At 42.7% G+C, this 26,817-nt stretch carries 25 protein-coding genes; 1 reads left to right on the forward strand and 24 read right to left on the reverse strand.

Annotated elements, in window-relative coordinates; all coding sequences use genetic code 11:
- Nucleotides 1-109: 109 nt before the first annotated feature.
- The 15 genes from D8877_RS09075 to D8877_RS09150 all read right to left on the reverse strand — a co-directional run bounded on the left by D8877_RS09075 (nucleotide 110) and on the right by D8877_RS09150 (nucleotide 17,228).
- The gene (locus tag D8877_RS09075) at nucleotides 110-1,093 is read right to left on the reverse strand and encodes a CPBP family intramembrane glutamic endopeptidase (RefSeq protein WP_048773311.1); all 984 of its coding nucleotides are present in this window, start codon (nucleotides 1,091-1,093) and stop codon (nucleotides 110-112) included.
- A 19-nt stretch (nucleotides 1,094-1,112) separates the two neighbouring features.
- Nucleotides 1,113-1,736, reverse strand: a complete 624-nt coding sequence (locus D8877_RS09080; RefSeq protein WP_048773309.1) for a TIGR01906 family membrane protein — start codon at nucleotides 1,734-1,736, stop codon at nucleotides 1,113-1,115.
- Entirely contained in the window at nucleotides 1,729-2,499 is a 771-nt protein-coding gene (locus tag D8877_RS09085; protein WP_125353111.1) for a TIGR01457 family HAD-type hydrolase, read from the reverse strand. Before D8877_RS09085 ends, D8877_RS09080 begins: the two co-directional genes overlap by 8 nt.
- Nucleotides 2,500-2,510: 11 nt before the next feature.
- A complete protein-coding gene (locus D8877_RS09090; RefSeq protein ID WP_125341245.1) occupies nucleotides 2,511-3,251 on the reverse strand; it encodes an acyl-[acyl-carrier-protein] thioesterase in 741 nt (246 codons plus the stop codon).
- Between the two features lie 3 nt (nucleotides 3,252-3,254).
- Nucleotides 3,255-4,385 (reverse strand): radical SAM family heme chaperone HemW, encoded by a 1,131-nt coding sequence (gene hemW / locus D8877_RS09095; protein WP_125341246.1) that lies wholly within the window; start codon nucleotides 4,383-4,385, stop codon nucleotides 3,255-3,257.
- 116 nt (nucleotides 4,386-4,501) lie between these two features.
- On the reverse strand, nucleotides 4,502-5,464 hold the full coding sequence (locus D8877_RS09100) for a phosphotransferase (protein WP_125341247.1): 963 nt from the start codon (nucleotides 5,462-5,464) through the stop codon (nucleotides 4,502-4,504).
- A gap of 65 nt (nucleotides 5,465-5,529) precedes the next feature.
- Entirely contained in the window at nucleotides 5,530-6,330 is an 801-nt protein-coding gene (gene proC / locus D8877_RS09105; RefSeq protein ID WP_125353114.1) for a pyrroline-5-carboxylate reductase, read from the reverse strand.
- 2 nt (nucleotides 6,331-6,332) lie between these two features.
- A complete protein-coding gene (locus D8877_RS09110) occupies nucleotides 6,333-7,595 on the reverse strand; it encodes a glutamate-5-semialdehyde dehydrogenase (RefSeq protein WP_125341249.1) in 1,263 nt (420 codons plus the stop codon).
- Nucleotides 7,596-7,616: 21 nt separating this feature from the next.
- Nucleotides 7,617-8,726, reverse strand: coding sequence for a glutamate 5-kinase (gene proB, locus D8877_RS09115; RefSeq protein ID WP_125341250.1), 1,110 nt, complete (start codon nucleotides 8,724-8,726; stop codon nucleotides 7,617-7,619).
- Nucleotides 8,727-8,841: 115 nt separating this feature from the next.
- On the reverse strand, nucleotides 8,842-9,738 hold the full coding sequence (locus tag D8877_RS09120; protein ID WP_125341251.1) for an RluA family pseudouridine synthase: 897 nt from the start codon (nucleotides 9,736-9,738) through the stop codon (nucleotides 8,842-8,844).
- Nucleotides 9,722-10,189, reverse strand: a complete 468-nt coding sequence (gene lspA, locus D8877_RS09125) for a signal peptidase II (protein WP_125353116.1) — start codon at nucleotides 10,187-10,189, stop codon at nucleotides 9,722-9,724. The genes D8877_RS09120 and lspA overlap by 17 nt, the downstream gene beginning before the upstream one ends.
- 3 nt (nucleotides 10,190-10,192) lie before the next feature.
- Nucleotides 10,193-11,095, reverse strand: a complete 903-nt coding sequence (locus tag D8877_RS09130) for a LysR family transcriptional regulator (RefSeq protein ID WP_032908183.1) — start codon at nucleotides 11,093-11,095, stop codon at nucleotides 10,193-10,195.
- A gap of 119 nt (nucleotides 11,096-11,214) precedes the next feature.
- On the reverse strand, nucleotides 11,215-12,072 hold the full coding sequence (locus D8877_RS09135) for a GNAT family N-acetyltransferase (protein ID WP_185760210.1): 858 nt from the start codon (nucleotides 12,070-12,072) through the stop codon (nucleotides 11,215-11,217).
- 111 nt (nucleotides 12,073-12,183) lie between these two features.
- Nucleotides 12,184-14,145: a peptide ABC transporter substrate-binding protein gene (locus D8877_RS09145; RefSeq protein WP_125347781.1), complete on the reverse strand. Its 1,962-nt coding sequence runs from the start codon at nucleotides 14,143-14,145 to the stop codon at nucleotides 12,184-12,186.
- A 284-nt stretch (nucleotides 14,146-14,429) separates the two neighbouring features.
- Nucleotides 14,430-17,228 carry a glycoside hydrolase family 3 N-terminal domain-containing protein gene (locus D8877_RS09150; protein ID WP_185760211.1) on the reverse strand — a complete coding sequence of 933 codons (2,799 nt, stop codon included), beginning with the start codon at nucleotides 17,226-17,228 and terminating at the stop codon, nucleotides 14,430-14,432.
- Between the two features lie 236 nt (nucleotides 17,229-17,464).
- On the opposite strand from D8877_RS09150, the gene D8877_RS09155 reads away from it, so the two are divergent.
- Nucleotides 17,465-18,205 (forward strand): hypothetical protein, encoded by a 741-nt coding sequence (locus D8877_RS09155; protein WP_125353122.1) that lies wholly within the window; start codon nucleotides 17,465-17,467, stop codon nucleotides 18,203-18,205.
- Nucleotides 18,206-18,299: 94 nt separating this feature from the next.
- On the opposite strand, the gene D8877_RS09160 is transcribed toward D8877_RS09155, so the two are convergent.
- The 9 genes from D8877_RS09160 to D8877_RS09200 form a co-directional block, all read right to left on the reverse strand.
- Nucleotides 18,300-19,652, reverse strand: coding sequence for a vWA domain-containing protein (locus tag D8877_RS09160; protein WP_125353124.1), 1,353 nt, complete (start codon nucleotides 19,650-19,652; stop codon nucleotides 18,300-18,302).
- A 250-nt stretch (nucleotides 19,653-19,902) separates the two neighbouring features.
- Nucleotides 19,903-20,196: a 50S ribosomal protein L27 gene (gene rpmA / locus D8877_RS09165; RefSeq protein ID WP_002895619.1), complete on the reverse strand. Its 294-nt coding sequence runs from the start codon at nucleotides 20,194-20,196 to the stop codon at nucleotides 19,903-19,905.
- 17 nt (nucleotides 20,197-20,213) lie between these two features.
- Entirely contained in the window at nucleotides 20,214-20,558 is a 345-nt protein-coding gene (locus D8877_RS09170) for a ribosomal-processing cysteine protease Prp (RefSeq protein WP_002930300.1), read from the reverse strand.
- A gap of 15 nt (nucleotides 20,559-20,573) precedes the next feature.
- Nucleotides 20,574-20,888, reverse strand: coding sequence for a 50S ribosomal protein L21 (rplU, locus tag D8877_RS09175; RefSeq protein ID WP_002904398.1), 315 nt, complete (start codon nucleotides 20,886-20,888; stop codon nucleotides 20,574-20,576).
- A gap of 315 nt (nucleotides 20,889-21,203) precedes the next feature.
- On the reverse strand, nucleotides 21,204-21,794 hold the full coding sequence (locus D8877_RS09180; protein WP_260468721.1) for a hypothetical protein: 591 nt from the start codon (nucleotides 21,792-21,794) through the stop codon (nucleotides 21,204-21,206).
- A gap of 104 nt (nucleotides 21,795-21,898) precedes the next feature.
- Nucleotides 21,899-22,420 (reverse strand): methyltransferase family protein, encoded by a 522-nt coding sequence (locus D8877_RS09185; RefSeq protein WP_125341260.1) that lies wholly within the window; start codon nucleotides 22,418-22,420, stop codon nucleotides 21,899-21,901.
- A 21-nt stretch (nucleotides 22,421-22,441) separates the two neighbouring features.
- Complete coding sequence (thiI, locus tag D8877_RS09190) at nucleotides 22,442-23,656, reverse strand: tRNA uracil 4-sulfurtransferase ThiI (RefSeq protein ID WP_125341261.1); 1,215 nt, start codon at nucleotides 23,654-23,656, stop codon at nucleotides 22,442-22,444.
- 3 nt (nucleotides 23,657-23,659) lie between these two features.
- Nucleotides 23,660-24,802, reverse strand: coding sequence for a cysteine desulfurase family protein (locus D8877_RS09195; protein ID WP_125337399.1), 1,143 nt, complete (start codon nucleotides 24,800-24,802; stop codon nucleotides 23,660-23,662).
- Nucleotides 24,803-24,902: 100 nt separating this feature from the next.
- Nucleotides 24,903-26,813 (reverse strand): fructose-1,6-bisphosphatase, encoded by a 1,911-nt coding sequence (locus D8877_RS09200; RefSeq protein ID WP_125341262.1) that lies wholly within the window; start codon nucleotides 26,811-26,813, stop codon nucleotides 24,903-24,905.
- Nucleotides 26,814-26,817: the final 4 nt, after the last annotated feature.

The raw sequence follows: 26,817 nt of genomic DNA on the forward strand, positions 1-26,817 counted from the left end.
AGCACTTTCTATCAAAAACTTTCATTTTCTATCTTTTTATCGAACAAAAAAGAGCTGGACTATATCCAACCCCTTTCATATCGTTGCATAGCTGCCAAATAAAAGGCAATTAGCTATTATTAATCAAGGATACAATATAGGCTGCCATGACAGGCAGAAACGTTCCAAGAAAAGTAAACACAACCAAAACCCAGAACCAGACTGATTTAAAAGCCTGTCGGTAAGTCCCTGGGAGCGAACGATTTGTGTCAATGTATTCCTTAAATTTTGGCCATTTCAAGATTAAGAGCAAAAGAAATACTGTACTGCCAGCGATTAGTAGGCCGTAAAAAACGATGTTAACAATAGGCTCTGGAGTTTTTTTTGAAAGAAAAGCTATACCTTCTGCTATGACAAAGTTATTGAGAGCATGAAAAATGATAGACCAGATAATCGAATACTCAAAAGCGATATAGCCAAAACCTAAACCAATCAAACTAGCAAAATAAAACTGATAAAGATTTTCATGAAAGAGACCAAACAAAATCGCAGTCAGAAGAATGGCAAAAATCTTTCCATGCTTCTCTAACGCTCTTAATCCAGCACCTCTGAAAATAATTTCCTCCGTAACCGGAGCCATCAAGGATGAATAAATCAACATGGTCAGTGTTTCAGAACCGCCGCCTCCTGATTCCATACTAGAAAGATCTAGATTGAAGAGTTGCATGATAGCATGCATGATCTGATTGACAACAGCTGTAAACATTTGGGCGAATAAAAGGAAGCAAATCATATAAAAGAAAACTTTAGGAGTCATCTTCCGCCCCTTGCGACGAAGGTCGTATTTAAAGAGCTGCTTACCCCGAGACACCGTAAAAGTAAGAACACCGAGACAGGAAGCTAGAATATAGGCTCCGCCGTCCTTTTCCATGAATTTGGTAACAATGTCTTGCGTCTTTTGAATGTCCATACCTTGTCCTGGCATGATGACAAAAAAAGCAACAAATACGTAAATGAAGACAGCAGCAAGCATAACCCATAAATAAGTGAAGCAAGTCGCTGAAAATCGTCCTAGATCTTTTTTAGGATTTAAAGGTTCGGGTATATAATACATAAAATCTCCTGTTTTAAGTTTACTCTTTACCCTTTCTGCTCAGCAAATACAAGGTCAAAAAGATTCCCTCATAAAGCAAAGCAAAAAGAATAAAGGCGTGCATGAAAAATTCTTCTGGTAGAATCCAAATGACTGGATCATTGGCTGGGTCAAACATCCAGGTATTGTCTCCGGCAAAGAGAACTTGATGAAAGAGTGTAAAAAAACTGTTAAAGCCAATCAGAAAGGCAAGTACACCTAAGGCAAGCGGCAAAAGACTAATCACCAGAAAAGCCCGTCTATAGAGACCTAAAAATCCCTTTTTGACTACTTTTTTGATAAAGAAAATCAAAGCCGGCAAAGTAACTAGAAAAATAGCTTGCGCCAAGTGAAAAAGATACTTGACCGCCTGAAAATGATGCAGACCTGCTGCTGACGAACGAAAATCCGTCATCGCCAGTTTCTGACTAAAAGGATTGGTCAGGTAATTCATCAAAATATTAAAATTATACTGAATGGTCTCTGCTTTCAAATACACCTTATCCGGCAAGTTGAAATAAGAAATCTCCATCGGGTATAAGAGCCAAGCCAGATAAATGGTTAACAAGATAGCTACTGCCAACAAGCACAAGATGCTGGCTGAAAATCTTAACTTATCACGCATCGAAGTCCCACTCCGCTAGACTGGACAAGACATGCGTTGGTTGGATCGGCAGATTGGGCACCTCTTCTGGCAGGGTAAAACCTGTCGTAACCAAGAGGGTCGGAATGCCGTTATCAATTCCCGCTCGAATATCTGTCAGATAGTTATCACCCACCATGATCACTTCTTCACGCGCCAACCCTAGATGCTCTATGGCTTTTTCCATGATGATAGCATTAGGCTTGCCGATAAAGGTCGGCTCAACCCGAGTGGCTGCTTCCAAGAGGGCATTGATAGCACCTGCTCCTGGCTGCAGACCTCGTTCCGTCGGAATATTGAGATCAGGATTGGTCCCGATAAAATGAGCACCCTTTTGAATAGCCAGCGTCGCTATTGTCAGCTTCTCATAGTCCACTTCCCAGTCCAGACCTACTACCACATAGTCAGGATTTTCTGTGTCTTCTATATATCCAGCTTCTTCAATGGCATGTTTAAGCCCGACATCTCCGATAACGTAGACTTTCTTGCCCAGTTTTTTCTCCTGCATATAGTCAATGGTAGCTAAAGTAGCTGTGTAAATAGTCTCTAGTGGCGTCTCAATATTGAAATTTTCAGCCAGCATGGTCTGCACTGCTTCTGGCGTGCGAGTGGTATTATTGGTCACGAAAAGATAGGGAATCTTGCGCTTCTGCAGCTCATGCACAAAGGCTTCACCAGCTGGAATCCGGCTCTTGCCCTTGTAAATCGTCCCGTCTAAATCAATCAAATATCCTTTATAAGTCATTTCTACTCTTCCTAATTCTCTTGTTTAAACTCTTGCCAGGTCACTAAAGCCTGGGCATTGACTTCACCATCACTAGAAATCTGGTGATTGCTCTGCAGACCTTCTAGGTCATAGCTAGAAGCAATCATGCCGCCCGGTCGAACTTCCTTGACATACTTAAGATGGACTTTCTTGGGAATGTGCTGGGTGAGGAAGTCTGCACCCATGACCTCAAAGATCCAGTCCAGATACTTGCTATTATTGACATGGCCGTTCATATCCAAGTCGTAAAAGCGCACATGGTAGTCCTTGCTGACAGGATTTTCCAAGTCTGGATACTTAGGACCGCGCAGTAATTTCTTGGAAAAATCAGACTGATAAGGAGCGACAATCTCAGGTTCAACTGCATGAACCTTGCGACTATCCCGATCCATAAGGACAAAGGTTGCCATCATCTGGATAATGGCTTCACCCGATTCATCAAAAATCGTGAAGCGACGGTAGCAAAAGAGCCGATTGTAGGTCAAAGCTTCTGTCTCAATGGTAATCTCCTCTGCAAAGCGAGGAAGTCTTGTCACATCAATATCATAGTCCGTGATAATCCAAACCAGATTGTACTGTTCCAGCATATCCTTGTCACTGACGTCAAGCTCAATCGACTGCATCCCCGATACCTGCAAGGATAGCAGGAGGACATCCGGCAATTTGATATGGCCATTCATATCTGCCATATCAAAAGGAATTTTCATTTTCATTTGATAAGTTAAGCCCATGATTTACTCCAATATAAATTTCTCAGCAACCGTATCGCCCAAAAAGAGGCCTTGTTTAGTCATGCGCACGATGTCTCTGTCCGGCACTAACAAGCCCTGCTGAGTCAGTTCAGACACAACAGCTCCGTACTGGTCTTCAAAGGAAATACCGAATTTTTCCTCAAAACGTTTTTTTGACACGCCTGATTTCTTGCGCAGTCCTAGAAACATCTCTTCTTCCATTTTTTCTTTCAGCGTCAGCATTTCTTCCTGCACACGGGCATTGCCCGCTTCCACCGCCTGCAGATAATGGCGAATGGGCCCGTGGTTTTTATAGCGAACACCATTGACATAGCCAGACGCTCCCGCTCCAATACCATAATACTCCGCATTGTCCCAGTACATGAGATTGTGGCGGCTCTCAAAGCCTGGCTTGGAAAAGTTTGAAATCTCATAATGCTCAAAGCCGGCCTTTTCCAGCTCAGCTATAATGTAGTCAAACATCTCCGCTTCCAAATCTTCCTTGGGCAGAGGCAGTTTCCCTCGCCGCATCCGATTCATGAAGACCGTATGATTTTCCAAAATCAAGCTGTACAAACTCATGTGAGGAATGTCCAGAGCAATGGCCTTGGCCACATTGGTTTTCACATCCTCCATAGTCTGCTTGGGCAGGGCATAAATCAGGTCAATCGAGATATTATCAAAACCCGCTTTTTTGAGATTGACAATATTCTCGTAGATGTCCTTTTCCGAGTGACTGCGGCCAATTTGCTTAAGCATGCGGTCATTGAAAGTCTGTACACCAAGCGAAACCCGATTGACAGGTGAGTCTTTGAGTACAGCAATCTTCTCCTGGTCCAAATCCCCAGGATTGGCTTCAATGGTCAGCTCTTCTAGATAAGACAAGTCCAGCTTGTCTGTCAGCTTTTCAAGCAAAAAAGCCAACTGGGGTGCCGATAGAGCCGTCGGAGTTCCGCCACCGATATAGAGTGTACGGAGATTTTTGATATCGTAAGAATCATACTCCTCAATCAAATGCTCCAGATAACTATCTACCGGCTGATTTTTAATAAAAACCTTAGAAAAATCGCAGTAATAACAAATCTGAGTACAAAAAGGAATGTGCACATAAGCAGAAGTCGGTTTGGTTTGCATAGTAAGATTATAACATAAATCACAAAGACAAGCGGGATAAATGTTGGATTAATAAGGTTAAAATCATAATCGCCAAATCCCTGCTTCAAGCTTTAAACACTTTTATTAAGCAAGTATTATTCAGTAATTTTCGATATGAGAAAATTAATCATTGCTTCTTCTTTGTTGAATTTTTCTTTTTGATACTTGATTAAGCCTGCTTCTTTCAGATTTTCATTCAGATAATACAAATGAATATCTAAAAATCTCTGCAAGGCATAACGAAAACAAACAGTTTTATCGATTGGTCTGGAATAATATTTTAAAAAATGATCTAGCATTTCTTCATATCTTGACCTTTCAACTTTCTGCAGGATTCCCCAAAACAAGGTTCCAATATCCTCTTCAGGCAATGAATATCTGCAATCTCCAAAATCCAATATGGCTACTTCCTTTTCGCAAAGCAGCAAATTTTCATTATGTAAGTCGTTATGAATAAAAATATTCCGCCTCTCAGATTTCATTGACTTCAAAATTTCTGTGTTCTCTTGAAATATTTTCCACAATGCCTGATAGCCTGGAATGATTCTTTCAAGCTGAGGATTGTAAGAAAAAGCTCTGAAATGCAAAGAAGAAATCAAGTCGTCATAAAAGGGGACTCTTTCAAATGTCATCAAATATCTCTGAGAAAAATCATGTATATTTGCTAAGTTTCGAGCAAGTTCTGACAGATTAGAGGAAGAGAAAGTCATTCGTTCACCTATTAAATAAGGGGATTTTAGAAAAAAGAGACTGCCATCCTTCACATCCAGCCGATGAATGAACTTCCCATCTGGAAAAGACAGATACCGAAGCGCATTTAACTTGTTCTCGTACAAAGTATTGACAAAATACACTTCTCTTTCTAGATACGGAAAGGCTTGCGAAAAAATTGGCGAACTTTTGGCCAAATAAAGCACACGAATCACCAACTGGCCGCCAATCAAATAATTTAGATTTTCACTACCTTTTGAAAGTTGAGAAATCTGACAATCATGACCATACCATTTATGAAGATTATTCAAGATAAGATTTTCATCTGTAAATTGTTGAAAGAACATAATTCCCCCTCTGATTTGACTACCAACCTATACAAAATCTACCAGCTTAAAACTGGTAGATTTCTTTATTTCCCCAACTCCTGCGTCCTCTTGTAGGCAGCTTGAACGGCATCCATGACTGTTCCTCGAAAGGCATTTTCTTCCAGACTGGCCACCCCAGCAATGGTCGAACCAGCCGGACTGCAGACCTGGTCTTTGAGTTGAGCAGGATGTTGCCCACTGACCTGACTTAGCTTAGCAGCTCCTAAAAGTGTCTGATTGGCCAGCTGCAGGGATATATCGCGACTGAGTCCTGCTCGGACACCAGCGTCCGCTAAGGCCTCTATAAAGAGATAGACGAAAGCTGGTCCACAGCCAGCAAGAGCTGTCGCCGCATCCAGCTGCTTTTCCTCTAGTTTGACCAAAAGACCAGCCGAAGACAGAAGTTCCCGCAACAAATCTTCATCCGTTGGGTTTGCCTGCTGGGATAAGGCATAGGTAATAACGCCCTCACCTACGGCTACTGGAGTATTAGGCATCATCCGAATCCAACGATGGTGGCTAGATGTCAATTTTTCTAATAGCTCCAAGGTCAGACCAGCAGCCATTGAAACCAGCAAAAGAGACTCTCGTTTTTCTAGAACTTCCTGATATTCAGTCAGCAAGTCAGCAAATTGAGCTGGTTTGATTCCCAGAAAAATCACTTCTGCCTGAGCAAAAACTTCTTTATTACTGACCGGATGCCCACCAAGTTCTTCAGCAATCTTTTCAGCCTTGTCACGACTGCGATTAGCCAGGAGTAATTTGCTTCTAAATCTTTCATCTTGGGCAACTAGACGAGCGAGACTGCCGCCCATATTTCCCAGACCGATAAATCCAATTTTCATCATTATTTCCTCACTTGACCAGTCCCTTGGATGACGTACTTATAGGTGGTCAGCTCTTTCAGCCCCATAGGACCTCTGGCATGCAGTTTTTGAGTAGAAATCCCCATTTCGCAGCCAAGGCCAAATTGACCGCCATCTGTAAAGCGGGTTGAAGCATTAACATAAACTGCTGCGCTATCCACCTGCTCTGTGAAGTAAGCTGCCGCTGCATCGTTCTCCGTCACAATGGCGTCCGAGTGATGAGTGCTGTGAGCTTCAATATGATCCACCGCTTCTTCCAGCGAGGAAACCAGCTTGACCGCTAAGATATAGTCCAAAAATTCGGTATCAAAATCTTCTGGTTTAGCTTGCGAGCCCGAGATATACTGAGCTGCTTTCTCATCCAAACGCAATTCAACAGGATTTTCTTGCGCAGCATCACGATCTGTCACCAGCATCTTCTGCAAAAGTGGTAAAAATTCAGCTGCAATCTCTTCATGAACCAGCAGTACCTCCATGGCATTGCAGACAGAAGGGCGACTGGTCTTGGCATTCTCAATAATGGCCAAAGCCTTGTCTTGATCAGCATCCTTATCTACATAGACATGGACAATTCCAGTACCTGTCTCGATAACAGGCACAGTCGCATTTTCCACGACCGCCTGAATCAGTCCAGCACCTCCGCGAGGAATGAGCAAATCCAGATAACCCTTGGCCTTCATCATGGCCTGGGCGGAAGCTCGACTGGTATCAGAAACCAACTGGATACAATCCGGTGAAATCTTTGTCTGACCCAAACCTTCTTTCAAAGCTGTGACAATAGCTAGCGCTGTCTGATAAGCATCCTTACCACTTCTGAGAACGACTGCACTACCACTCTTTAGAGCCAGAGCTGCTGCGTCAGAGGTGACGTTAGGCCGGCTTTCGTAGATAATCCCAATCACGCCCATAGCCACCTGCTTTTTACTGATGACAAGGCCGTTATCAAGCTCGGTCCTTTCCAAGACTTGCCCTACAGGATCCTCCAAGTCAATCAACTGGCGAATGTCCTCTGCCATGGCAGCAATCCGCTCCTCATCCAGATAGAGGCGGTCCAGCATCACATCTGAAATCCTACCTTTAGCCGTGGTCATATCCAATTCATTGGCTGCTAAAATATCCGCACGAGAAAGCCAGAGCTGCTTTGCCATTTCTTCCAAAGCATGGTTTTTCTCAGCCGTTGTGGCCGTATTGATCGTCTTCTTGACTTTCTGAACCTTTTCAAAAATCGCTTGTGTTGAGGTCATGGCCTCTCCTTTCCTCGTCTTCTAAAATTCTGCAAATAAATCATTCAACTCCGGTGTCAGAGAAATCCAGTCATCCCGATGAATGACGACACCTTTAGGCTTATTGGACTTGAGCATATCTTTAAGAGCTGACTTGCCAAAACGCACGCGCCCTTTACCAAGAATAGCTCCGCTGCCTTCCTCGTAGACGGTCACCGTATCCTGATAGGCAAAGTTCCCCGATACAGATACAAGTCCGGATACCAACAAACTTTTTCCATTATTTCTGAGAGCGTCGGCTGCTCCTTGGTCTACATAGATTTCTCCTTGACTTTTAGCATAGAAAGCCAGCCATTGCTTCTGCGTTTTTAGACCTTTTTCCTGAGCCAAAAAGAGACTGCCATCCTTGGTTTCCTCCGCAGCTTCCAGCAGAGCATCCGTCTTGAGCGAAGAGCAGATATAGACCGGAACACCAGACATGGTTGCCAACGTTGCAGCTTTGATCTTTGTCAGCATGCCGCCAGTTCCGTTGCTCGTTCCTGCACCGCCTGCCATATCAATCAGCTCAGAGCTAATCTTCTCAATCTTTTCAAGCCGGAGAGCATCTGGATCGGTAGAGGGATTGGCTGTGTAAAGGCCATCTACATCTGTCAGAAGCACCAAGAGGTCTGCCTGAACCATAGCCGCTACTTGAGCACTAAGTGTATCATTATCCCCGACCTTGAGCTCCTCGATGGCCACTGTGTCATTTTCATTGATGATAGGAATAGCTCCGCGATTCAGCAAGACAGACAAAGCCTGATGGGCGTTCTTGTACCGCCGCTTGTCTGCAAAATCATCCTGAGTCAAAAGAATCTGAGCAGAAATGATTTGCTTCAAAAGAAGATTGGTTGTATATTCCTCCAAAAGCAAACCCTGTCCAACCGCAGCTGAAGCCTGCTTATCAGCCACCTTGGTCGGTCGCTTTTTAAAGCCCAGAGAAGAAAAACCTGCCGCAATAGCTCCTGATGAGACCAAGATTAACTCATGTCCCGCCTCATGCAAGAGAGCCAACTGCCGAGTAATTTCCTTTACCTTGGCGCGTGACAGACTGCCATCTGCGTTTGTCAACGATGAAGTACCCACCTTAAATACGATTCGCTTTGCTTTCATTTCCTTTTCCTTCACTGCTAGATTGTCTTATTATACCATGATTTACGGAAAATAAAAACGACCGCAATTGAAGCGATCAAAGGAAAATTTGTATTTTAATAATGAATAAACCTACCTATTCTTGTCGCAGTTTTGCCAAGGTTTCTTGGAAAATGGCTGGCGCTTCAGCTGTAAATTCCAGCACTTCACCAGTTCGAGGATGGGTAAAGCCCAGCGTTCGTGCGTGCAGAAACTGGCCGTGTCCTTTTAAAGTCTTACGTGGTCCATAGACCTCATCGCCAGCTACAGGATGTCCGATGTAGGCCATGTGAACGCGGATCTGATGAGTCCGTCCCGTTTCCAGCTGAAGCTCAACCAAGCTATAGTCACCAAAACGTTCCAAGACCTGAAAACGCGTCAGAGCAGGCTTGCCTTTAGCCGTCACAGCTTGCTTCTTGCGGTCTTTTTCACTGCGGCCAATCGGAGCCTCAATCACCCCACGGTCATTAGGCAAATTCCCATGAACAATAGCCCAATACTTGCGTAGGGATTTCTTATCCTTAAGTTCATCAGCTAGAGCCACATGGGCTTGGTCATTTTTTGCAATCATGAGAAGCCCTGAAGTGTCCTTATCAATCCGATGGACAATCCCCGGCCGGAGGACTCCGTTGATGCCGGACAAGTCTTTGATGTAGTACATAAGGGCATTGACCAGCGTACCACTGGTATGGCCTGCAGAAGGATGGACGACCATTCCCTGAGGTTTATTGACGACTGCTACGTCCTCATCTTGATAGACGATTTCTAGCGGAATATCCTCTGCCACATACTCAACTACTTCCGGCTCAGGCAATTCATAGGAGATGACATCGCCTTCTTTGACCGCATATTTGGCTTTTTTGGCTTGTCCATTGACCAAAATCCGGCCGTTCTTAATCTGCTCATGAGCCAAGCTCCTTGACAAGTCTGTCAGCTCGGCAACCGCCTTGTCCAATCGCTGACCAGCTACTGAAGCATCAATTCTTACTTCCATCTTTTTCTTCCTTCAAAATCATCAGCAGTAAAATAGCTACACCAAAGGTCAGATACATATCAGCCAAATTGAAAATAGCAAAATTAATAAAATCTAACTGAAACATGTCCACGACAAAACCTTGACGTATCCGGTCAATAAAGTTCCCCAAACCGCCAGCAATCACCAAGGTCAGCCCAGCCAGCATCCACTTTGAGGCATTGAGGTGCTTGATGAGGTAGTAAACAGCTCCGCCGATGACCAAAAATGTCACTAAAGTAAAGAGCCATTGCTGATTTTCCAGCATGGAGAAGGCTGCGCCGGTATTCTGAAGATAGGTCAGACTCACCAGATGCGGAATTAAACTCTTGACCTGCCCCAGCTTAAAACCGCTGACAATATATAACTTAACCAGCTGGTCTACAGCAATAAGAACCAAGACTGCAAAAGGAATAATAATTTTTCTTTTCATACTTTATTTTTTCTGTGCAAAATACTCTTTCATAACCGATACAAAGTCTTCCCCGACCTGAGTCAGCTCCACATCTTCACGCTTGACATAGACCATGTGGTTGTCCAAATTGTCACGAAGCTTGATGACAGTAATACCATTTACACTGTTACTGTCCAAAAAGCCAGATCCGGTCGCATAAGCATCGGTTCGCTCCAAAATCCCATTCAAAGTTGCACGGTCCGTCACATTAAACATCTGTGAGCTGGCACTGGTATCGACAAAATTCTCTGAATAATAGAGATACTCGTCCTTTTCCTGAGTGAAACGAACAGTCGGCAAGGCTGCCAAATCTTCCATGACCAACTCCTTCTTCTGAGTCAGAGGGTGATCTTCCCGCAGGTAAATATGGGTCTGAAAAGGAATCAGCTCAATTACTTCCAAGCCTAGCTTTTCCACCCGCTGCATAATGCCCTTGGTATTCTGATTATTAAGGTAGATAATGCCGATTTCACTATGGCCTTGCGCTACTTCATCCAGAATCTGCACGGTTGTTGACTCAAAAATCCGGAAGTTCTTATACTCTGGATAGGTCTGAGAAAATTGTGTAATCAAAGGCGGCAAAAAATCATAGTGCTGGCTGGCAATAGAGAACTCATCACGCTCCTCCTCAGGATTGGCATATTGGTTTTGAAAGACATCAAAACCTTTGACCAAATCTTGAGCTTTTTCGTAAAACTCCATTCCTCGGCGAGTCAGAAAAGTCCCGCTGCTGGTCCGTCGAAAAATCTTGAAACCCAGCTCTTTTTCCAGATCACGGACAGAGATAGACAGACTAGGCTGGCTGACATACATTTTTTCCGCAGCTTCTCGAAAAGTCCCACTATTAGCAATGGCGACCACATAACGCAATTGTTGAATATTCATAACATTTTCCTTCTTTACATATCGTCTCATTATACCATAAACAAAGGCAGAACAAAAGAAACCAGCTGTAAGAAGCCAGTTTCTCTTTTTAAGTTAATGAGCAATCTGAGACAAATTTGCTATTTTTCTTTCAGATAGACAACCTCTGTCATCTCTTTGAAGCCTAGCTTTTTATAGAGTTTCAAAGCTCGAGTATTCTGCTTTTCTACGACAATCTGAAACTCCTGTCCATTGAGCTCATTCAAATCCTGCATACTTGCAAGCAAGAGATAGCTTCCTAACCCCTGCCCCTGAAAATCTTGATAAACCGCCAAGCCAAAGAAATAATTGGTCCCAAAATCCGTATCAACCGACACAGAAGCCACAACCCGACCATCTTTCTTCAAGATATAAAGCAGACTGGAGCCACTACTTATGGATTCTTGGGCGTATTTCAAGGCAACATCCAGGGGTGTCTCAAATACTTGGGACTGAAAGGCTGCAATCTCTTCGGCCAAGTTCAAACTCCCTAGCAAGACCTCTATCCCTTCTCTTTCTTCCAGAGGAAAAATTTGAGCAGACTGCGCTAGCCAGATTTCTGCTTCATCCTCTTGGTAATCAAATCTCCTAGCAAAATCGGGATGACCGTTCAAAAAAGCTAGCTCCGCTACATACTCAATCTCGGTCAAATTATACTTATCAGCTACTTTTGCAAAAGCTGCCAGAAGCTGATTAGCCACACCCTGACGGCGATACGTCGGCAGAACATAGAGAGAAACCTCTGCTTGACCAGGTTCGTCCGCATAGACTGATAAAAATCCGATGGTTCGGCCATCCATCTCAGCTAAGAAAAAGGCTGGCATTTCAGGATCTGCATTATAATTATTATCTAGGTAGGGCAGCCGATAGCCTCTGTCCACCTTATTACACTCTTGAACTAATTCAAATAATACCTGCTTTTCTTTCTCAGGTAATGCACTATAAATTCTTACTTTCATCTCTTTCACTTCCTTCCAGTATTTCTTTCTATTTTACTACAAAAACCTTAGTCAAGTCATTCAAAAAGAGGCTGGAAAAATCCAGCCCCAATGTCGCTAAGTTAATTTTTTTTATTTTTCAACGTGGTCAGCAAGTTCTTCCTGGGCTTTTTTATTTGCCGCAGTAGCTTCTTCTTTCCATTTTTTCTTAGCAGCTTCATATTCTTTGGTCGTTACAACATCCTTCTGAAGCTGAGTCAGCTTGAAGTTGTAAGCTGAACCTTTGACACCAACTGGTGAGTAGGCCTTTGTAAATGGCACTGATTTAGTAACAGACGGTGTTGCTCCTTGTGAAACAGTCGGAATAATCAAGCCGCTATCTAGCAACCAAGCTTCCGCTTCTGCATACTTTTCATAACGCAGCTGCACATCGTTGGTTTCAGCATTGGCTTCTTCCAGCATCTTAGTATATGTATCCAAGCCAAGCTCTTTAATCTTATCATTGTCTTGACCTGGTTCAAAACCAAAGTTTTGCAAGCTTCCGCCGTTCTTGATATTGAGAGTATCAAGGTAGGTAGATGGGTCTTGGTAGTCACCAGTCCAGCCACCAGTAGACATATCATAGTCTTTCTGAGCAGCAGAGTTAGCAAAATAGGTGATATTATTAAGATCGTCTGTGCTCATCTTTTGCAGGTCAATGACGACATTTTCTGCTCCAAGAGCCGATTCGATAGACTGCTTGGTTGAGCTAGCCCATTGAACTCCAATCGTGCTAGACTGATCCACTGGCATATCTAAGTGAATTGGGAATTCAACACCCTTAGCCTGCAAGGCTTGCTTCGCTTCTGCAAATTTCGCCTTAGCCTTTTCAGGATTATAGTAAGGGTCTTGAGCATCAGAGAGGTCAATTCCTTGCCATTGACTGCCATAGTTGACTAATTTTTCTCCAACAACAGTTCCAAAATCCTTGTCGCCAATTTGGACAAAGCTAGGCGGTACCAAGGTATTTCTCAAGACCTTAGTCGCTCCGTCTTCACCATTTCCTTGCGCACCATAAGATGTACGGTCAAAGGCAAAGTTAATAGCCTGACGGAAGTCCTTGTTCATGATTGCTTCGTTGGTCGCAGATTTTTGAGCATCTGTTGTTTTAGAAGTATGATTGTAAGACTGACGGTTGTAGTTGAAATTATAGTAATAAGAAGTAGAATCCTGCGGGCTGTATACGATATTGTCCGCATATTTCTTCTTGACTGAAGCAAAGCCAGAGCTATTCGGATAGAGACGAGCTGTGCTGTAAACGCCATCGCTGAAGTTACGAATCAGCGCTTCCTGATCATTTCCATCATAGTAGGTCAGCTTGATGCTATCCAGAGTGACATTGTCTTTATCGTAGTAGTTTTGGTTCTTGACAAATTCCATCACAGACTTGGAAGTCAGAGATTTGAGCAGGTAAGGACCATTATAAAGGATGCTAGATGGCTTGACAGAGCCAAAATTGCTTCCTTCTGCTTTCAGAAACTCTTCGTTGACTGGGAAGAGAATTGTGCTGGTTGTTTTAGAGTTCCAGTAAGGCTCAGGGCGGGTCAGAGTATATTGCAGGGTATGGTCGTCAATAGCCTTGACACCAACATTGTCAAAATTCTTATCTTCACCCTTGATATAAGCATCCAAGCCCTTCACAGAGTCCTGAACTAGATAAATAGCTTCAGAATTTTCATCCGCTGCATACTTCAAGCCAGTCACAAAGTCCTGAGCTTTTACTTCTGCATATTCTTCACCATCGGATGTGTACCATTTAGCATCATCACGCAGCTTATAAGTATAGGTCAGACCGTCCTTAGAAACTGTCCATGACTTGGCGATAGAGGGAACCAGATTTCCGTACTCGTCATTTTCAAAAAGTCCATCGACCAGGTTGGAAATGACATCATTTGTCGTTGTACGGTTTGTAGCAAGATAGTTCAAGCTGTCAGGGTCTGAACTATAAACGTAAGTATAATTATTTGTGCTAGATGAAGACTGGCTACAAGCCGTTAGAAATAGCCCGGCACTCAGTGCAACTCCAGTCGCAATCAGCCACTTTGATGCTTTCATGGATAGAACCTCCTTTGATGTTACATTTTATAACATGAACTATTATACCAAAAAGCGTATAAAAAGTAAATAGTAAACCGATGACAGTTGAGTAAAATATTCAAGCCTACGTATTTTTAGAAAACTCGCAAAGCTCTCTGCTGCAGCATTCCTACAAAATTCCAAGTAAAAAAGAAGAATCCGCTTTTACTGCAAACTTGCTTTGGATTCTTCCTTTTTGTTATTTTATCAAGAATGATTAGAACTGTGAGCTCTTCAACACTGCTCGCTCATTCTTTTATTCCTTATAGTCTGCGAGAAGACAAGTCATACAGATAGACAGCCCCAAACAAGAACAAGGCACCCAGCAAGACTAAGAACAAACTGTTGCTGTCTCCTGTTTTTGGAAGCTGATTAAACTGTGCAGCCTGCTGACTTAGCTGCCGACGAGAACTTACAGGTTGAACAGAACTCAAACTCAACTGAGGAGGAGTTTGTTGGCCTGGAATCGTGTTCTGCCCAGCTGCAGCAATCTGAACAAGCTCCTTGTAATAACCTTCTCCCATGCTGAATTCTCTGTCTTGACTGTCAATCAAGGTTAGGGAAAGCACTGGACTGAACTGACCTTCTACTAAACCTTTCAAGCTGATCTCAACCGGATTGGTATCATTGGCTTTTTTAGAAATCAAAACAGTATCACCAGAGATGGTATAGTCTTGACTTGGTAGGATGCTAAAATGCTGAGTATCCATCTTAAGGGCAAGACGGTAGTCATTTTTTTCTAAACCGTTTAGTCCACTCAGGGTAACGGTAGCTGTAAAAGGCTGATCTAGCCGAGCAGATGAAGGGATATTCACCTTTATATCCTTAACTGGATCGGTATAAAAGAGACCATGCCCTATAGGATAGGCCACCTCTGTCTCAGACATGATACCATCCTTGATGCGCGGCACATTTACTGGTAACTTCCCAACATGATTTTGACCATTGAAAATGACTTCCACACCTGCTGGGATATTAGGACCGAAGGCGTTGTCAGGCTTCAGAGACTCTGTTGGATCCATGCCCTTGTTTCCATAAACTGCTACAATAGCCTTGGCATTAGGGTAATTCGCTACATCATAAGGTTTAGAAATGCTCATGATAGCTGCTTGTTTTCCAGTTGCGTTTGCATAGTCCACGACTTCTGTCGGAACTCTTGTCAGCCAGAAATCGCTGGCTAGTTGAGATTGACGTCCAATTTCAGAGATTAAGACAAGGTGTGTCGCTTGGTCAATCTTTCCTTTCAAATCTTCTAACTTGGTTGTTTTGTTGTAGTTTAGCGCTTCGTATGTGACACCTGCTGGAATCACTCCGTCCGCTATCAGACGCTTGACACCCAGCTCTAGTCCAGGCACTTCATCGTCATAAGCCGCGAGTAGCAAAATCCTGTCGCCAGATTTGACCTTAAAGGGCAGAACAGTATCTTCGTTTTTAACTACCGTCACTGCACTAGCAGCGATTTTTCTCTCGGTATCTCTGTTTAGCTCTGATCCAACAGTTGCTTCAGCCTTAGCTTGGGTACGCTCAGATGGGTCAAAGTCTAAAATACCCCGTTTTTCTTTTAGATTCAAGATGCGAGTCACTGACTCATCCAATCTGCTGACTGGAATATCGCCTCTCTGAACTGCCTGCTCAATATCATTGATAATCTTATCGATTTTAGCTAAATCACTCTTGCTACGTAAGACAGTTGGCATCAGCACCACATCTACACCAGACTTGATTGCCATGATGGCTGCTTCGGATTCTCCGAAGTTTTTGGCAATCGCATCCATGCCCATAGCATCAGATACTACTACACCCTTGTAGCCAAACTTCTTGCGAACAATACCAGTAATAATGTCATCAGACAAGGTAGCAGGGATATAGATGGTTTCCCCAGTTTGTTTAGATATAACCGTGTCTTTTTCAATCTGAGGATACTGAATATGGGCTGTCATCAGCATATCAGCGTTTTTGTCAATGGCAGCCTTGAAAGGAAGCAACTCCAGTGCTTCTAACTCTGCATAGGACTTATCTACCAGAGGCAGACCAGTATGAGAATCTACCGCCGTATCACCATGCCCAGGGAAATGCTTAGCCGCTACTGCAACATTGTATTTCTGAATCCCCTCCATCATAGCCGTTCCCAAACGGGCAACCACCTTAGGATCAGAAGAGAAGGAACGCAACCCAATAACTGGATTCTGTGGATTATTATTTGTATCAAAAACAGGAGCAAAGTTGACATTCAAACCTAGAGCTGATAGCTCCCGTCCGATAATTTGACCTGCTTGATTAGCTAACTCTGGATCTCGCGTCGCGCCAACTGCCATATTGCCTGGAAGAGCAGTCCCGCTGCCCAAACGATAGACAATACCACCTTCTTGGTCAATAGCGAGCAAGAGCGGCAACTTGCCATTATTAGCTTGGTTACTGATAGCTGCTTGCTGCAGGGCCTGCGTCAAGGCCAAGGTTTGAGCAGTTCCTTTCACATTCTCAGCAAAAAGAATAACTCCGCCAAAGTCGTATTTATCAACCGCTTCTGCCACTTCTTTATTAAGCTCCGTCATATCGGACTGGGCGGCTTGACCCTCTTGCTGCCATTTTCTGAAGTCTGGCATCAGCATCTGGGTAATCTTCTGACGAAGCGTCATATCCGCCACAAGCTGCTGCACTCTCTTAGAAGCCGGCGGCGCATCAGTCTCAGCCTGACCTTGATCTTGATTAGCACCTGAGGAAGCTTCTACAGCCTGGACAGTCGCTAGTTTGGCAGAATTATCCACCGAATTTTCCGCATTGACAGCTTGGGTTGAAACAGCCGTTTCAGTAGCTGCAACTGCCGGAGTATCAGAAACTGGCAGAGCTTTTGCAGCAATCTGACTATCCTGTCTTGGCGTGCCACTAGCTCCTACACCACTATCAGAAGAGTCCAATACAACTGCAGCACTTGCTTGTTCAGACTGGTTAGCAGATTCCGGTGGCTGATTAACCGTATCTGCCTTTATAGCTCCCAATGGCCAAAAAACCAGCAATGACAAGGCAAGCGCCAATAGCAATTTATACCTTTTCATCATAGGCATTCTCCTTTCATCCCTATAATAATAGCACAAAAAACGATGTTTGTAAACGTTTACATATTATCTAATGATTGTTCGTTTTTATCACCAATTAGTAATACAATCTCTATAAAAATGAAATAGTATTACAATATTATAGAAATGTTACAGAGGTATAATTTTATAGAAATAACATAACCTAACTGTTAAAAATGAGATTCTTTAATCTTATACTAACAGTTGCATAGAAAGGATTTGCTATGAGACAAGAAAAGAAGACTAAAGTAATGCTCAACCGCCGCTACTGGCTGGGGCTTTCCCTGGCTTCTGCTGCGACTTTAGCCGCTGCTTTGATTTCCACTGGAACAGTTCGAGCGGAGAACAAGTCAATCCCTGACTGGGTTTCTAGACGTGAAGTTGGTATTTACGATCCTAGTGTACCAGATATTGAGGACGACCCTACTATCTTTGATGATCCAGGACCTATCAAGGTTCCGGAAGCTCCTAAGCGTGACCTTCCTAGCTCTATTGATGAAGAAACTGGTGAAAGGATTAGAAATAGAATCGTTCTTTACAAGGGTAAATACTATGCACTTGATCCTAATAGATCTATATACGAAGTTCGGGATGATCCAGGAGAACAAATTCCGACGAATCTAAAAAACTCTTTCTATACTAGCCCAACAGGTAAGGTCTATTATTTTGACGAAAAAGGACGAAGGGTCATCAATCTTTACAGTGTAGATGGCAAGCAATACTTCTTTGATTCTTACGGAGAAATGGTTAAAAACAGATTTGTTAGTTACTCTGAATATACTTATTACTTTGGTGAAGATGGAACACCTTATGAAAACGGACTTTTTAAGATTGGCAAGTACTATTATTACTTTAGCGAGTATGGTGATCTATATAGGGAAGCTATTGTCAACTATAACGGAAAGACCTATTATGCAAATTGGCACGGCGTTGTCAATATAAAAGACGAAGAAGTTACACCATAATGAAAAATACCAGAAATGAGGACGTATGTCTTCGTTTCTGGTGTTTGTTTTATTCAAAACCCCTCTAATGGGAAATTCATTTTTTAGCAGATGGTTATTGTTCTTCTGATTTTCTTACACTAATACCTAGCCCCAATCCAGCCAGAAGCAAACCAAGCCCAACGACACTATAGACTACCTTTTCGCTACTTCCTGTTTTAGGAAGAGACTGTTCAGATTTGGCCAAAAGTGTTGGTGCTTGAACATGATAGACGGTAGATGTAGGCATTGTAGTACGACGCTCAAGATAGAATTGATAACTATCTTTTATGATTTTATAGTAACGAGCTTCATTGACACTTTCAACAATCCATGAAGTGGTTCCTTTTGTTAGAGCATCAGCTAAGTTATTTTCGATATCAAGCACTCTGCCTTCTGTTGCAAAATTTTTGTAAATTCCCTCAATCGCTTTTACCGTTGCTACGGTTCTTTCTATACCAGCAGCTTTCAAAGCCGCAAGTGTATCAGCAACCGTTGGAATTGAAGGGTCTTCTTTCATTTCAGCATCTGTTAATAAAACGACGAATTTCTTATTTTTAGATGACTTAGACCAATCATAGGTCGAAATAATCTGGTTCAGGGCAGGCGTTGGTGTTTCTGGAGTATCCCCTCCACTCGCAATACGAATCGCAGCCAATGCCTTTTCGAGCTCAGTAGGATCAGTTGTAAAATAAGATGACCCAAACCGTGTTAGAACCGTATCTTCATCTTTACTGCCAGAATTATGGCCGTAGACTTCATCACTAAATGTCGCCAAGCCAAAACGTGCTGTAATCCCCTCTTTAGTAATATTTCGCACAAATTCATTAATATTTGCACGAACAATATCAATTGTGCCACCCATCGATCCTGAACGGTCGACAACAAATACAATATCAGCTGAACCAGCTTTTGTCACAGTTGGTGGCGTTGAGGTGTAGGTAATAGTTGTAGTCTTATCTACTCGCTCATACTGCGTATAGGGATTCCCATTTTCATCTGTGCCAGATAAAGTATTTTCAGTACGTCTAGTTATTGGCTCTGGCGCCTTATCAACCTTTGCCGGAGCCACTTCTGTCTTTGTAACATCAACAGTCGACGTTTCTACACGGACTGTTTGATTGCCTTCTTGACTTTCTTTGACATCAACAGGTGATACATTTTTTGAGACATCGATCAAATCTCCTGGTTTCGCTGTAGATTCTTCAACAACAGGTTTCGTCGTATCAGCAGCAATTTCAGTACCAGCAGCTTCAATCGGAGACCTTACTGCTTCAGTTTTTGCTATACTGCTTGAAGGTGGTGTGCTAACCTGGTCTGCAAAAACATGCGAAGCTTGTGAAAAGGCAAATAGAAGAGTTGCTGATGCTAATCCAACTTTCAATTTATACAATGAAAAGCCTGGAAGTTTAAATGATTCTTTTTCCATAATTTCTCCTTATCTTTTTAGATTTAGAAACATGATTGCATCTATTTTATATAGAATAACATAAAAAAATAGGAACTGCAAGCGATTTCAAATATTTATTAGTATAAAAATTAAAATTTTAGAATATTATCAGAGTTTGTATGCTAAAATTGATGAGCATCATCATGAATTATTAAATAAATGCTTTATCGTGCCGTCTCTAATAAGAAATCCCCATGCTCAATATCCGAGCATGGGGATTTCTTATTAATTATTTAGCGATTGGGTAAACAGAAACTTGTTTCTTATCGCGTCCTTTGCGTTCAAAGCGTACTACGCCTTCAACTTTTGCGAACAAAGTGTCATCTCCGCCGCGTCCAACGTTGACACCTGCATGGATGTGAGTGCCACGTTGACGGTAAAGGATAGAGCCGCCTGTTACGGTTTGACCGTCAGCTGCTTTAGCCCCCAGACGTTTCGCTTGCGAATCACGTCCGTTAGATGTAGAACCTCCACCTTTTTTGTGGGCGAATAGTTGCAAGTTAGCAAGATTCATTTTTAACATAATGTTTTTCCTCCGTGTTAGTTTTCTGTGATAACTCTGGTTTGGACGAACTCAGATGAGTCCTCCGATAAGTTTGCCATTCCTAGGAAAAATGATTCAAAGAAAAGCTGAGTCATCTCTCTCTGGCTCGGTGCAATATCTGTCGGGATTTCAACCCGTAAGAATCCACCTTCATCTTCGTTTAATTCTAAGGTCGGTTCGTAGCCTGCGAATTTCTCAACTGAATTGACAAAATTAATGGCGAGCGTCGAAACGGACGCACACACGACATCATAGCCGTATTCGCCACTCGCGGCGTGACCTGTGATTTCTGCACGCCTCAGTTCGCCATCTTCGGCTCTTTCAAAGACTGCGTGTATCATTTAATCTCCTTAAAATTAAGCGTTGATAGCGTTGATGACAACTTTTGTATATGGTTGACGGTGACCTTGTTTACGATGGCTGCCTTTTTTAGGTTTGTACTTGTAAGTAACAACCTTCTTTTGCTTGCCTTGTTTTTCAACAGTTCCGACAACAGAAGCTCCAGCAACAAGCGGAGTTCCTACAACAGTGTTTTCACCACCAACAAGAACAACTTCGTCAAAAGTAACATCTTGACCAGCTTCAGCGTTTAACTTTTCAACGTAGATTGCTTGACCAACTTCAACTTTAACTTGTTTTCCGCCAGTTTTAATGATTGCGTATGTGCTCATTATGCACCTCCTATGATTTTTAGGGTTTCCCCGAATTTTGTGAAGACTCGCCTAGCATCGTGGGACGAACCACTTAAGAGAAGAGCTCTAAGTATAACAAAGAATAAACTAGGAATTGAGCCGAAGGCATAACTTGTGTTAGGCAAGGCGATAATGACGAAGTTTAAATTTGTTATACGACGAGCAACGATGTTCGTGCGGTTGCACAGGAATGTGCATAGTCAACTCTATAAGTATAGCACTTCTGCCGCTCTTTAGCAAGCTTTTTCGTCTCATGAAAACGGATTTTCAAGGATTATCTTTAGATTTTGTTCACTAATGCACAAAGACTATTTCACCCTTACTATTTACATGAACGGAAATATTTGTTGGCGTTTCAAGATTTTCTTTTAAAAATTCTGCCTCATACTGTGTGGCATCGGAAATGTTCACTTTACGAGTCCCTTCTTTTGTTTCAACTATGAAGATAAGATTACTAAATATCTTTCTTCCATATTTACCAGTCGTAGTATGTATATCTATATCGATTAAGCGAACAATATCAGGGTGCACGTTTTGTTCTTTGAAATATTCATAAACATGTAGAGCTTCTATAGGTCTATGAACTTCATAAAAAACAAGAACAAGAATCATAATTGGTAAACCAAAACCAAGAACTAATACAGATTTAACTGGGTTCTTTTGATATTCTTTGCTAATAAGAGCTTTCCAAGAACCTGCTTTTAATTTAGCAATATTTAAACCATAAAAAACAAGAAAAGTAATCAATACGGCTAACAAAGAATGTGAGAAGACACCTAACAAATATGATTCCCCTGGCACCTCTCTTAACAAAGCATTGTCATAGCCATCTTTCCAAGAAAATGATTGAAGCAAGCCTCTCGAAAAATAATCCCAATATCCCATCTCAAACTCCATCTAGTATTAATTCTGTTACAAATCAGATAAATAGTATTTTCTATTGTTATCCGCTAACTGCTTTATTAAATAATTATTAGTTCAGAAAATTTCTAAATATAACGCCGTACCCTATCTTGATAGTCTTGATAAGCTTTCCCAAATTTTTCAAGACACCAGCGCTCCTCAGAGATAATAATCCAGTGAGCCGCAGTCTGAAAAGTCACTAAAATCAGAAAGAAAATCATTGATTTGGTCAAAAAAGCTATTCCCAAAAAATAAACAAAGTAAGCTACATACATGGGATTACGGGAATAGCGATAAATGCCCTTTGTATTCATGCCGTTTGCATCTGGTCTAGCGAAATCTCTCATACTGATAGCACACAAAGCCAAACCAAGCAGGTAAATAGCTATACCAGCATAAAAGAAAACAGAAAAATCAAACTTAATTTCAAGCAAAAAATGAGTTATGAACAAGGCTAGATTGCTCAATTGATAAATCATATAAGCTATCTTTTCCATTCCTTGGACTGGTGCAAAATAAGCTGCGCGTGACAAAGCATTTTTGCCAAAATGACTTAATAAAGGAAAACGAATCAGCAGAAAAGGAATTAAGAGAAAAACAGCAAGCATAAACGTCACCTTCTCTCGCTTTTACAAGAGCCCCTCAATCAGCTCATCAACTTCGTCGGTCTCAGCTTCTGGTGTGATTTCTGTAATCATAATGCCTGCGACAGCACGTTCTACCAAACCTTCAACATCTAGGTAAGTTTCGTACTTCTCAGCATTCTTGATTTTTGGATTAGTTTTAGGCCGGTCTGGAGCAAAAATGGTACAGCAGTCTTCAAATGGCTGGATAGAAATTTGGAAAGTATCAATTTTCTCTGCAATCTCAATGATTTCCAGCTTGTCCATGGTCACGACAGGACGGATAACCGGTGTATTGGTTACAGCATTGATAACCTGCATACTCTCAATCGTTTGACTTGCCACCTGACCAAGACTTTCTCCGTTGATAATGACTTGAGCACCCCGCTCCTCTCGAATCCGGTCCGTAATACGCATCATAAAGCGACGAGTCAGTGTCATCAGGTAGGCTTCTGGAGCCTTGGCCTTGATTTCCTCCTGAATCTCTGTAAAAGGGACTTCGATAAACTGGATATTGCCGCCAAACTTGGTCAATTTTCGCGTCAAATCTTGAGCTTTTTTCAACGCACCTGGACTGGTGTAAGGTGGACTTGCAAAGTGAACCGCCTCGATATCCACACCTCGCTTGAGAGCCAGATAGCCAGCCACCGGTGAGTCAATCCCACCTGAGAGCATGAGCATGCCTTTGCCTGAAGTGCCGACTGGCAGTCCCCCAGCACCACGAATCGTCTCATACGAGATATAGGCCGCTTCTTCACGAATTTCGACCCGCAGTTCAATATCTGGCGCTTTCATCTTGACCTGAACATTAGGAATGGCCTCAAAAACAGCATCACCAAGTGTCTGATTGAGCTCGTGGCTATCCAATTCAAAGCTGTGATCACTGCGTTTGCTGGAAATCTTAAAGGTCATGCCCTCTTGATAGACTTCCTTCATGATAGATTGGACAGCTTCGATTAGGGCTGGTACAGATTTTTCAATTTTGTAAGACGGCGAGAAATTCTGAATCCCGAAGATCTGCTTGAGTGACTCAGCGACTGGCTGATAGTCTGTACCGTGCAGATAAACATGGGTCCGATCACGGTCAGCCTTGACATGGACCTGCGGATAGACTGACAAGACAGCCTGGATATTGCGTTTAAGTTTGTTGATAAAGCGCATGCGGTTCTTCCCTTTGGTTGAGAGCTCACCATAGCGCACCATAATTTCTGAATATTGCATTGTTTACCTTACTTTTCTGGTTTTTTCGTAAATAATTTTAAAAGTTGTTAAAAACTGCTCCATCTGACTCATATCGTTGTCAAGATCCAAACTGATACGGACAGCAGTCTGAGCCAGAGACTTTTCGACGCCCATAGCGATTAGAGTTCCTGCTGGCTTTCCGGCCTTAGAAGAGCAAGCACTAGTAGTCGAGATATAGATCTCGTAGTCTTCAAATGCATGGACGACAACTTCACCCCGCACTCCCTTAATACCAAAAGTTAGTATATGAGGCGCAAAATTTTCCTGATCTGAGAAAATCATCACATCTGGATACTTCTGCAGCTCTTCAAGGAGAATTTGCTTCATCTGAGCCGTCCGCTGGGCAAATACTTCTTGCTTTTCCATGGACAAACGCAGAGCCTTGGCTGTCGCTGCAATACCAGCTAAATTTTCTGTTGTGGAGCGCTTATCCGACTCCTGTCCTCCACCAGTCAAAAGCGGACTGATTTTCTTGCCAGACTTGATATAGACAAATCCTACGCCCCGGACACCGTGAAATTTATGACTGGAAAATGTCGCAAAATCCACGCGATCCGTCAGATAAGAAGCTGTCGGAATCTTCGTAACAGCCTGTACAGCGTCCACATGAAAGGAAATAGTTGGTTTATCTGCTAGAAGTTCGGATATTTTCTGAATGGGCTGAATACTGCCGATTTCATTATTGACAGCCATGATAGAGATTAGAGTGGTATCTGGTCGAATCAACTCCGCTAGCTTGTCTACCTCAACAAAACCAGATTTATCGACTGGTGCAAAATCGACTTCAAATCCCTGACTCTGCAACCAGAGGGCTGATTCTTTAACCGCGGGATGCTCAATATTAGATACGATGATGTGTTTTCCAAAAGGAATCTTTTCAAAGGCGACTCCTTTAAGCACCCAGTTGTCTCCTTCTGTTCCTCCAGACGTAAAAAAAATCTCCGATGAAGACTTGCCTAAAAGCTCTGCTATTTGCTTGCGTGAAGCTTCTAAGAGACGGGTTGCCTGACTGCCTAAACTGTGCAGACTGGATGGATTTCCCCAGATTTTAGAAGCTACTTCTGTGTAAGCGGCCAAAGCCTCAGGATAAGGCTTGGTTGTCGCTGAATTATCTAAATAAATCATGTTCTTTCCTCTAAATTTCAATACTCCTATTGTAACACGAAAGAGAAACTGGAACAAGAAAGAAAAAGCCCTAAATTCTGTTAAAACTTAGGGCTAAACTTCACCGGTCATAAAACTCATGCAATAAGCCAAAGAGTTCCTGTTGTTGAGCTAACAAGCTCTGACCGATGGTAGTAGATTTGATGAGGGTTCGTTCCTCTACATTTTCAATCACCTTCTTCAGGGAGGTTTGAGCAAACGGCGATTCTACAACTTTTTGAGCATTTTGGAAAGGCTGATGGGTCACTAGCTGGAAGCCATAGGAATTATTGAGCAGTGAATAGCCAGCCGTTCCAGTCTTCTTCTGATAGGCCTTGCAGAGGCCACCATCAATGACAAAGAGCAGACCGCCCCCACGGATAGGCGACTCTCCCTTGCCTGTCTTAACCGGAGTATGACCGTTGACCATCCTAGACTCTTGAGAAAAGAGACCAAATTCTTCCAAAATCAGCTGGCAGACTTTCTCAGAATTACGATAAGAAAAATAAGAATTTTCCACTTCCTTGTGGGTCTCCTTATCTTCAATGAAATAGCGCTCCAAGGTAGTCATCTTTTCTTTGCCAAACAGAGGAGAAAGCTTACCTTGCCAGCAATACCAAATCAAATCAGTCGACAAATCATCGCCCACTTCCTTGTCCTTGGCCGCCTGCCGAATATGATACTCAAAGAAATCCAGCAATTCCTTGCCCGCATAATGGGCTTGATTGAGAATGAAAGGCTGGAATTCTCCTGATGGCTCCAAAGGAATGCAGCCGTGAAAAAGCAAGTGCTTATTGTAGATTTTATACATAGAGCCCTTGTTCATCAGAAGACTCATATGCTCTGCCATCTTAAGAGAACTTTGGAACGAGGCCAGCATACTGTCTACAGCTTGATTTTCTTCTGGTGTCAAAGCTGAAGGATTTTCCGGATTGATAGTTTGGAAGCAGGTATTAACCAGGGCATGTTTAGTATCGTCAATCGTAATGCTTTCTTCCCAATAGTCAATCTTGTCCAACATGACATGGTCCTGCATCTGGAATTCAGGCCGTCGTTTGATAAGTTGATTTTCCAGCTTGAACTGGATAATCGACAAGGCTTGGTGAACCTTTTCCAGTTGCAGAATTTCCTCTTCAGAAAACTCCTGCTCTCTGCCACCAAGAATAGGCCTAAACTTAGGATTAGACTGGTAAGTCTTGTCCGCAAAAAGGGTCAAAGAGCGCAGGTTTAAACCATAATCTTTCTCGATATCCCAGAGATAGCCATAGCGAGCTGCGATGCGCAACACATTGAGCAAGCAGGCCTTAGAGCCAAAAAAGGCTCCCATCCAGATAATGTCGTGATTGCCCCACTGAATATCGAGCGAGTGAAAATGCTGCAGTTCATCAATGACCTGAGCACTACCAGCTCCTCTGTCAAAAATGTCTCCAACCACATGCAGATGGTCAATCAACAACCGCCGGATACTTCGAGACAAGCCTAGGATAAAAGGCACAGCTTCCCGCAATTCAATCACATAAGTCAGGATATTCTCAAAATAGGACTTTTTATCAGCTAGAGCCGTGTCACTATAGAGCAACTCCTCGATAATATAGGCATACTGTGGCGGCAAGGCCTTTCTAACCTTGGACCGACTGTATTTTGCACCCGCAAAAGCCAGCAAGTTCAAGAGCTGGGGAATGGTTTCCTGATACCAGTCTTGGCCTTTAGTTTCTTCCCCCAGCACAAGCTCAGGATAGGAAACCAGCGCTGAGAGCCGGTCCTTATGAACTTCTGACAAGCTGTCCCCAAAACAGTCCTTGATCTTCTCATTGAGGATACCTGCACAGCTTCTCAAAATATAGTCAAATGCAGCAAACTCCCCGTGAATGTCACTGATATACAGCTCCGTCCCTTTGGGCAGGTTCAAAATTGCCTCTAGGTTGGTCAGTTCTGTAATGACTTTCTGGCGACTGTCAAATTCTTTCAATAAAATACGCTTATATTGCTCCATCTTC

The organism is Streptococcus sanguinis (assembly GCF_003943735.1).
Taxonomy (GTDB): domain Bacteria; phylum Bacillota; class Bacilli; order Lactobacillales; family Streptococcaceae; genus Streptococcus; species Streptococcus sanguinis_E.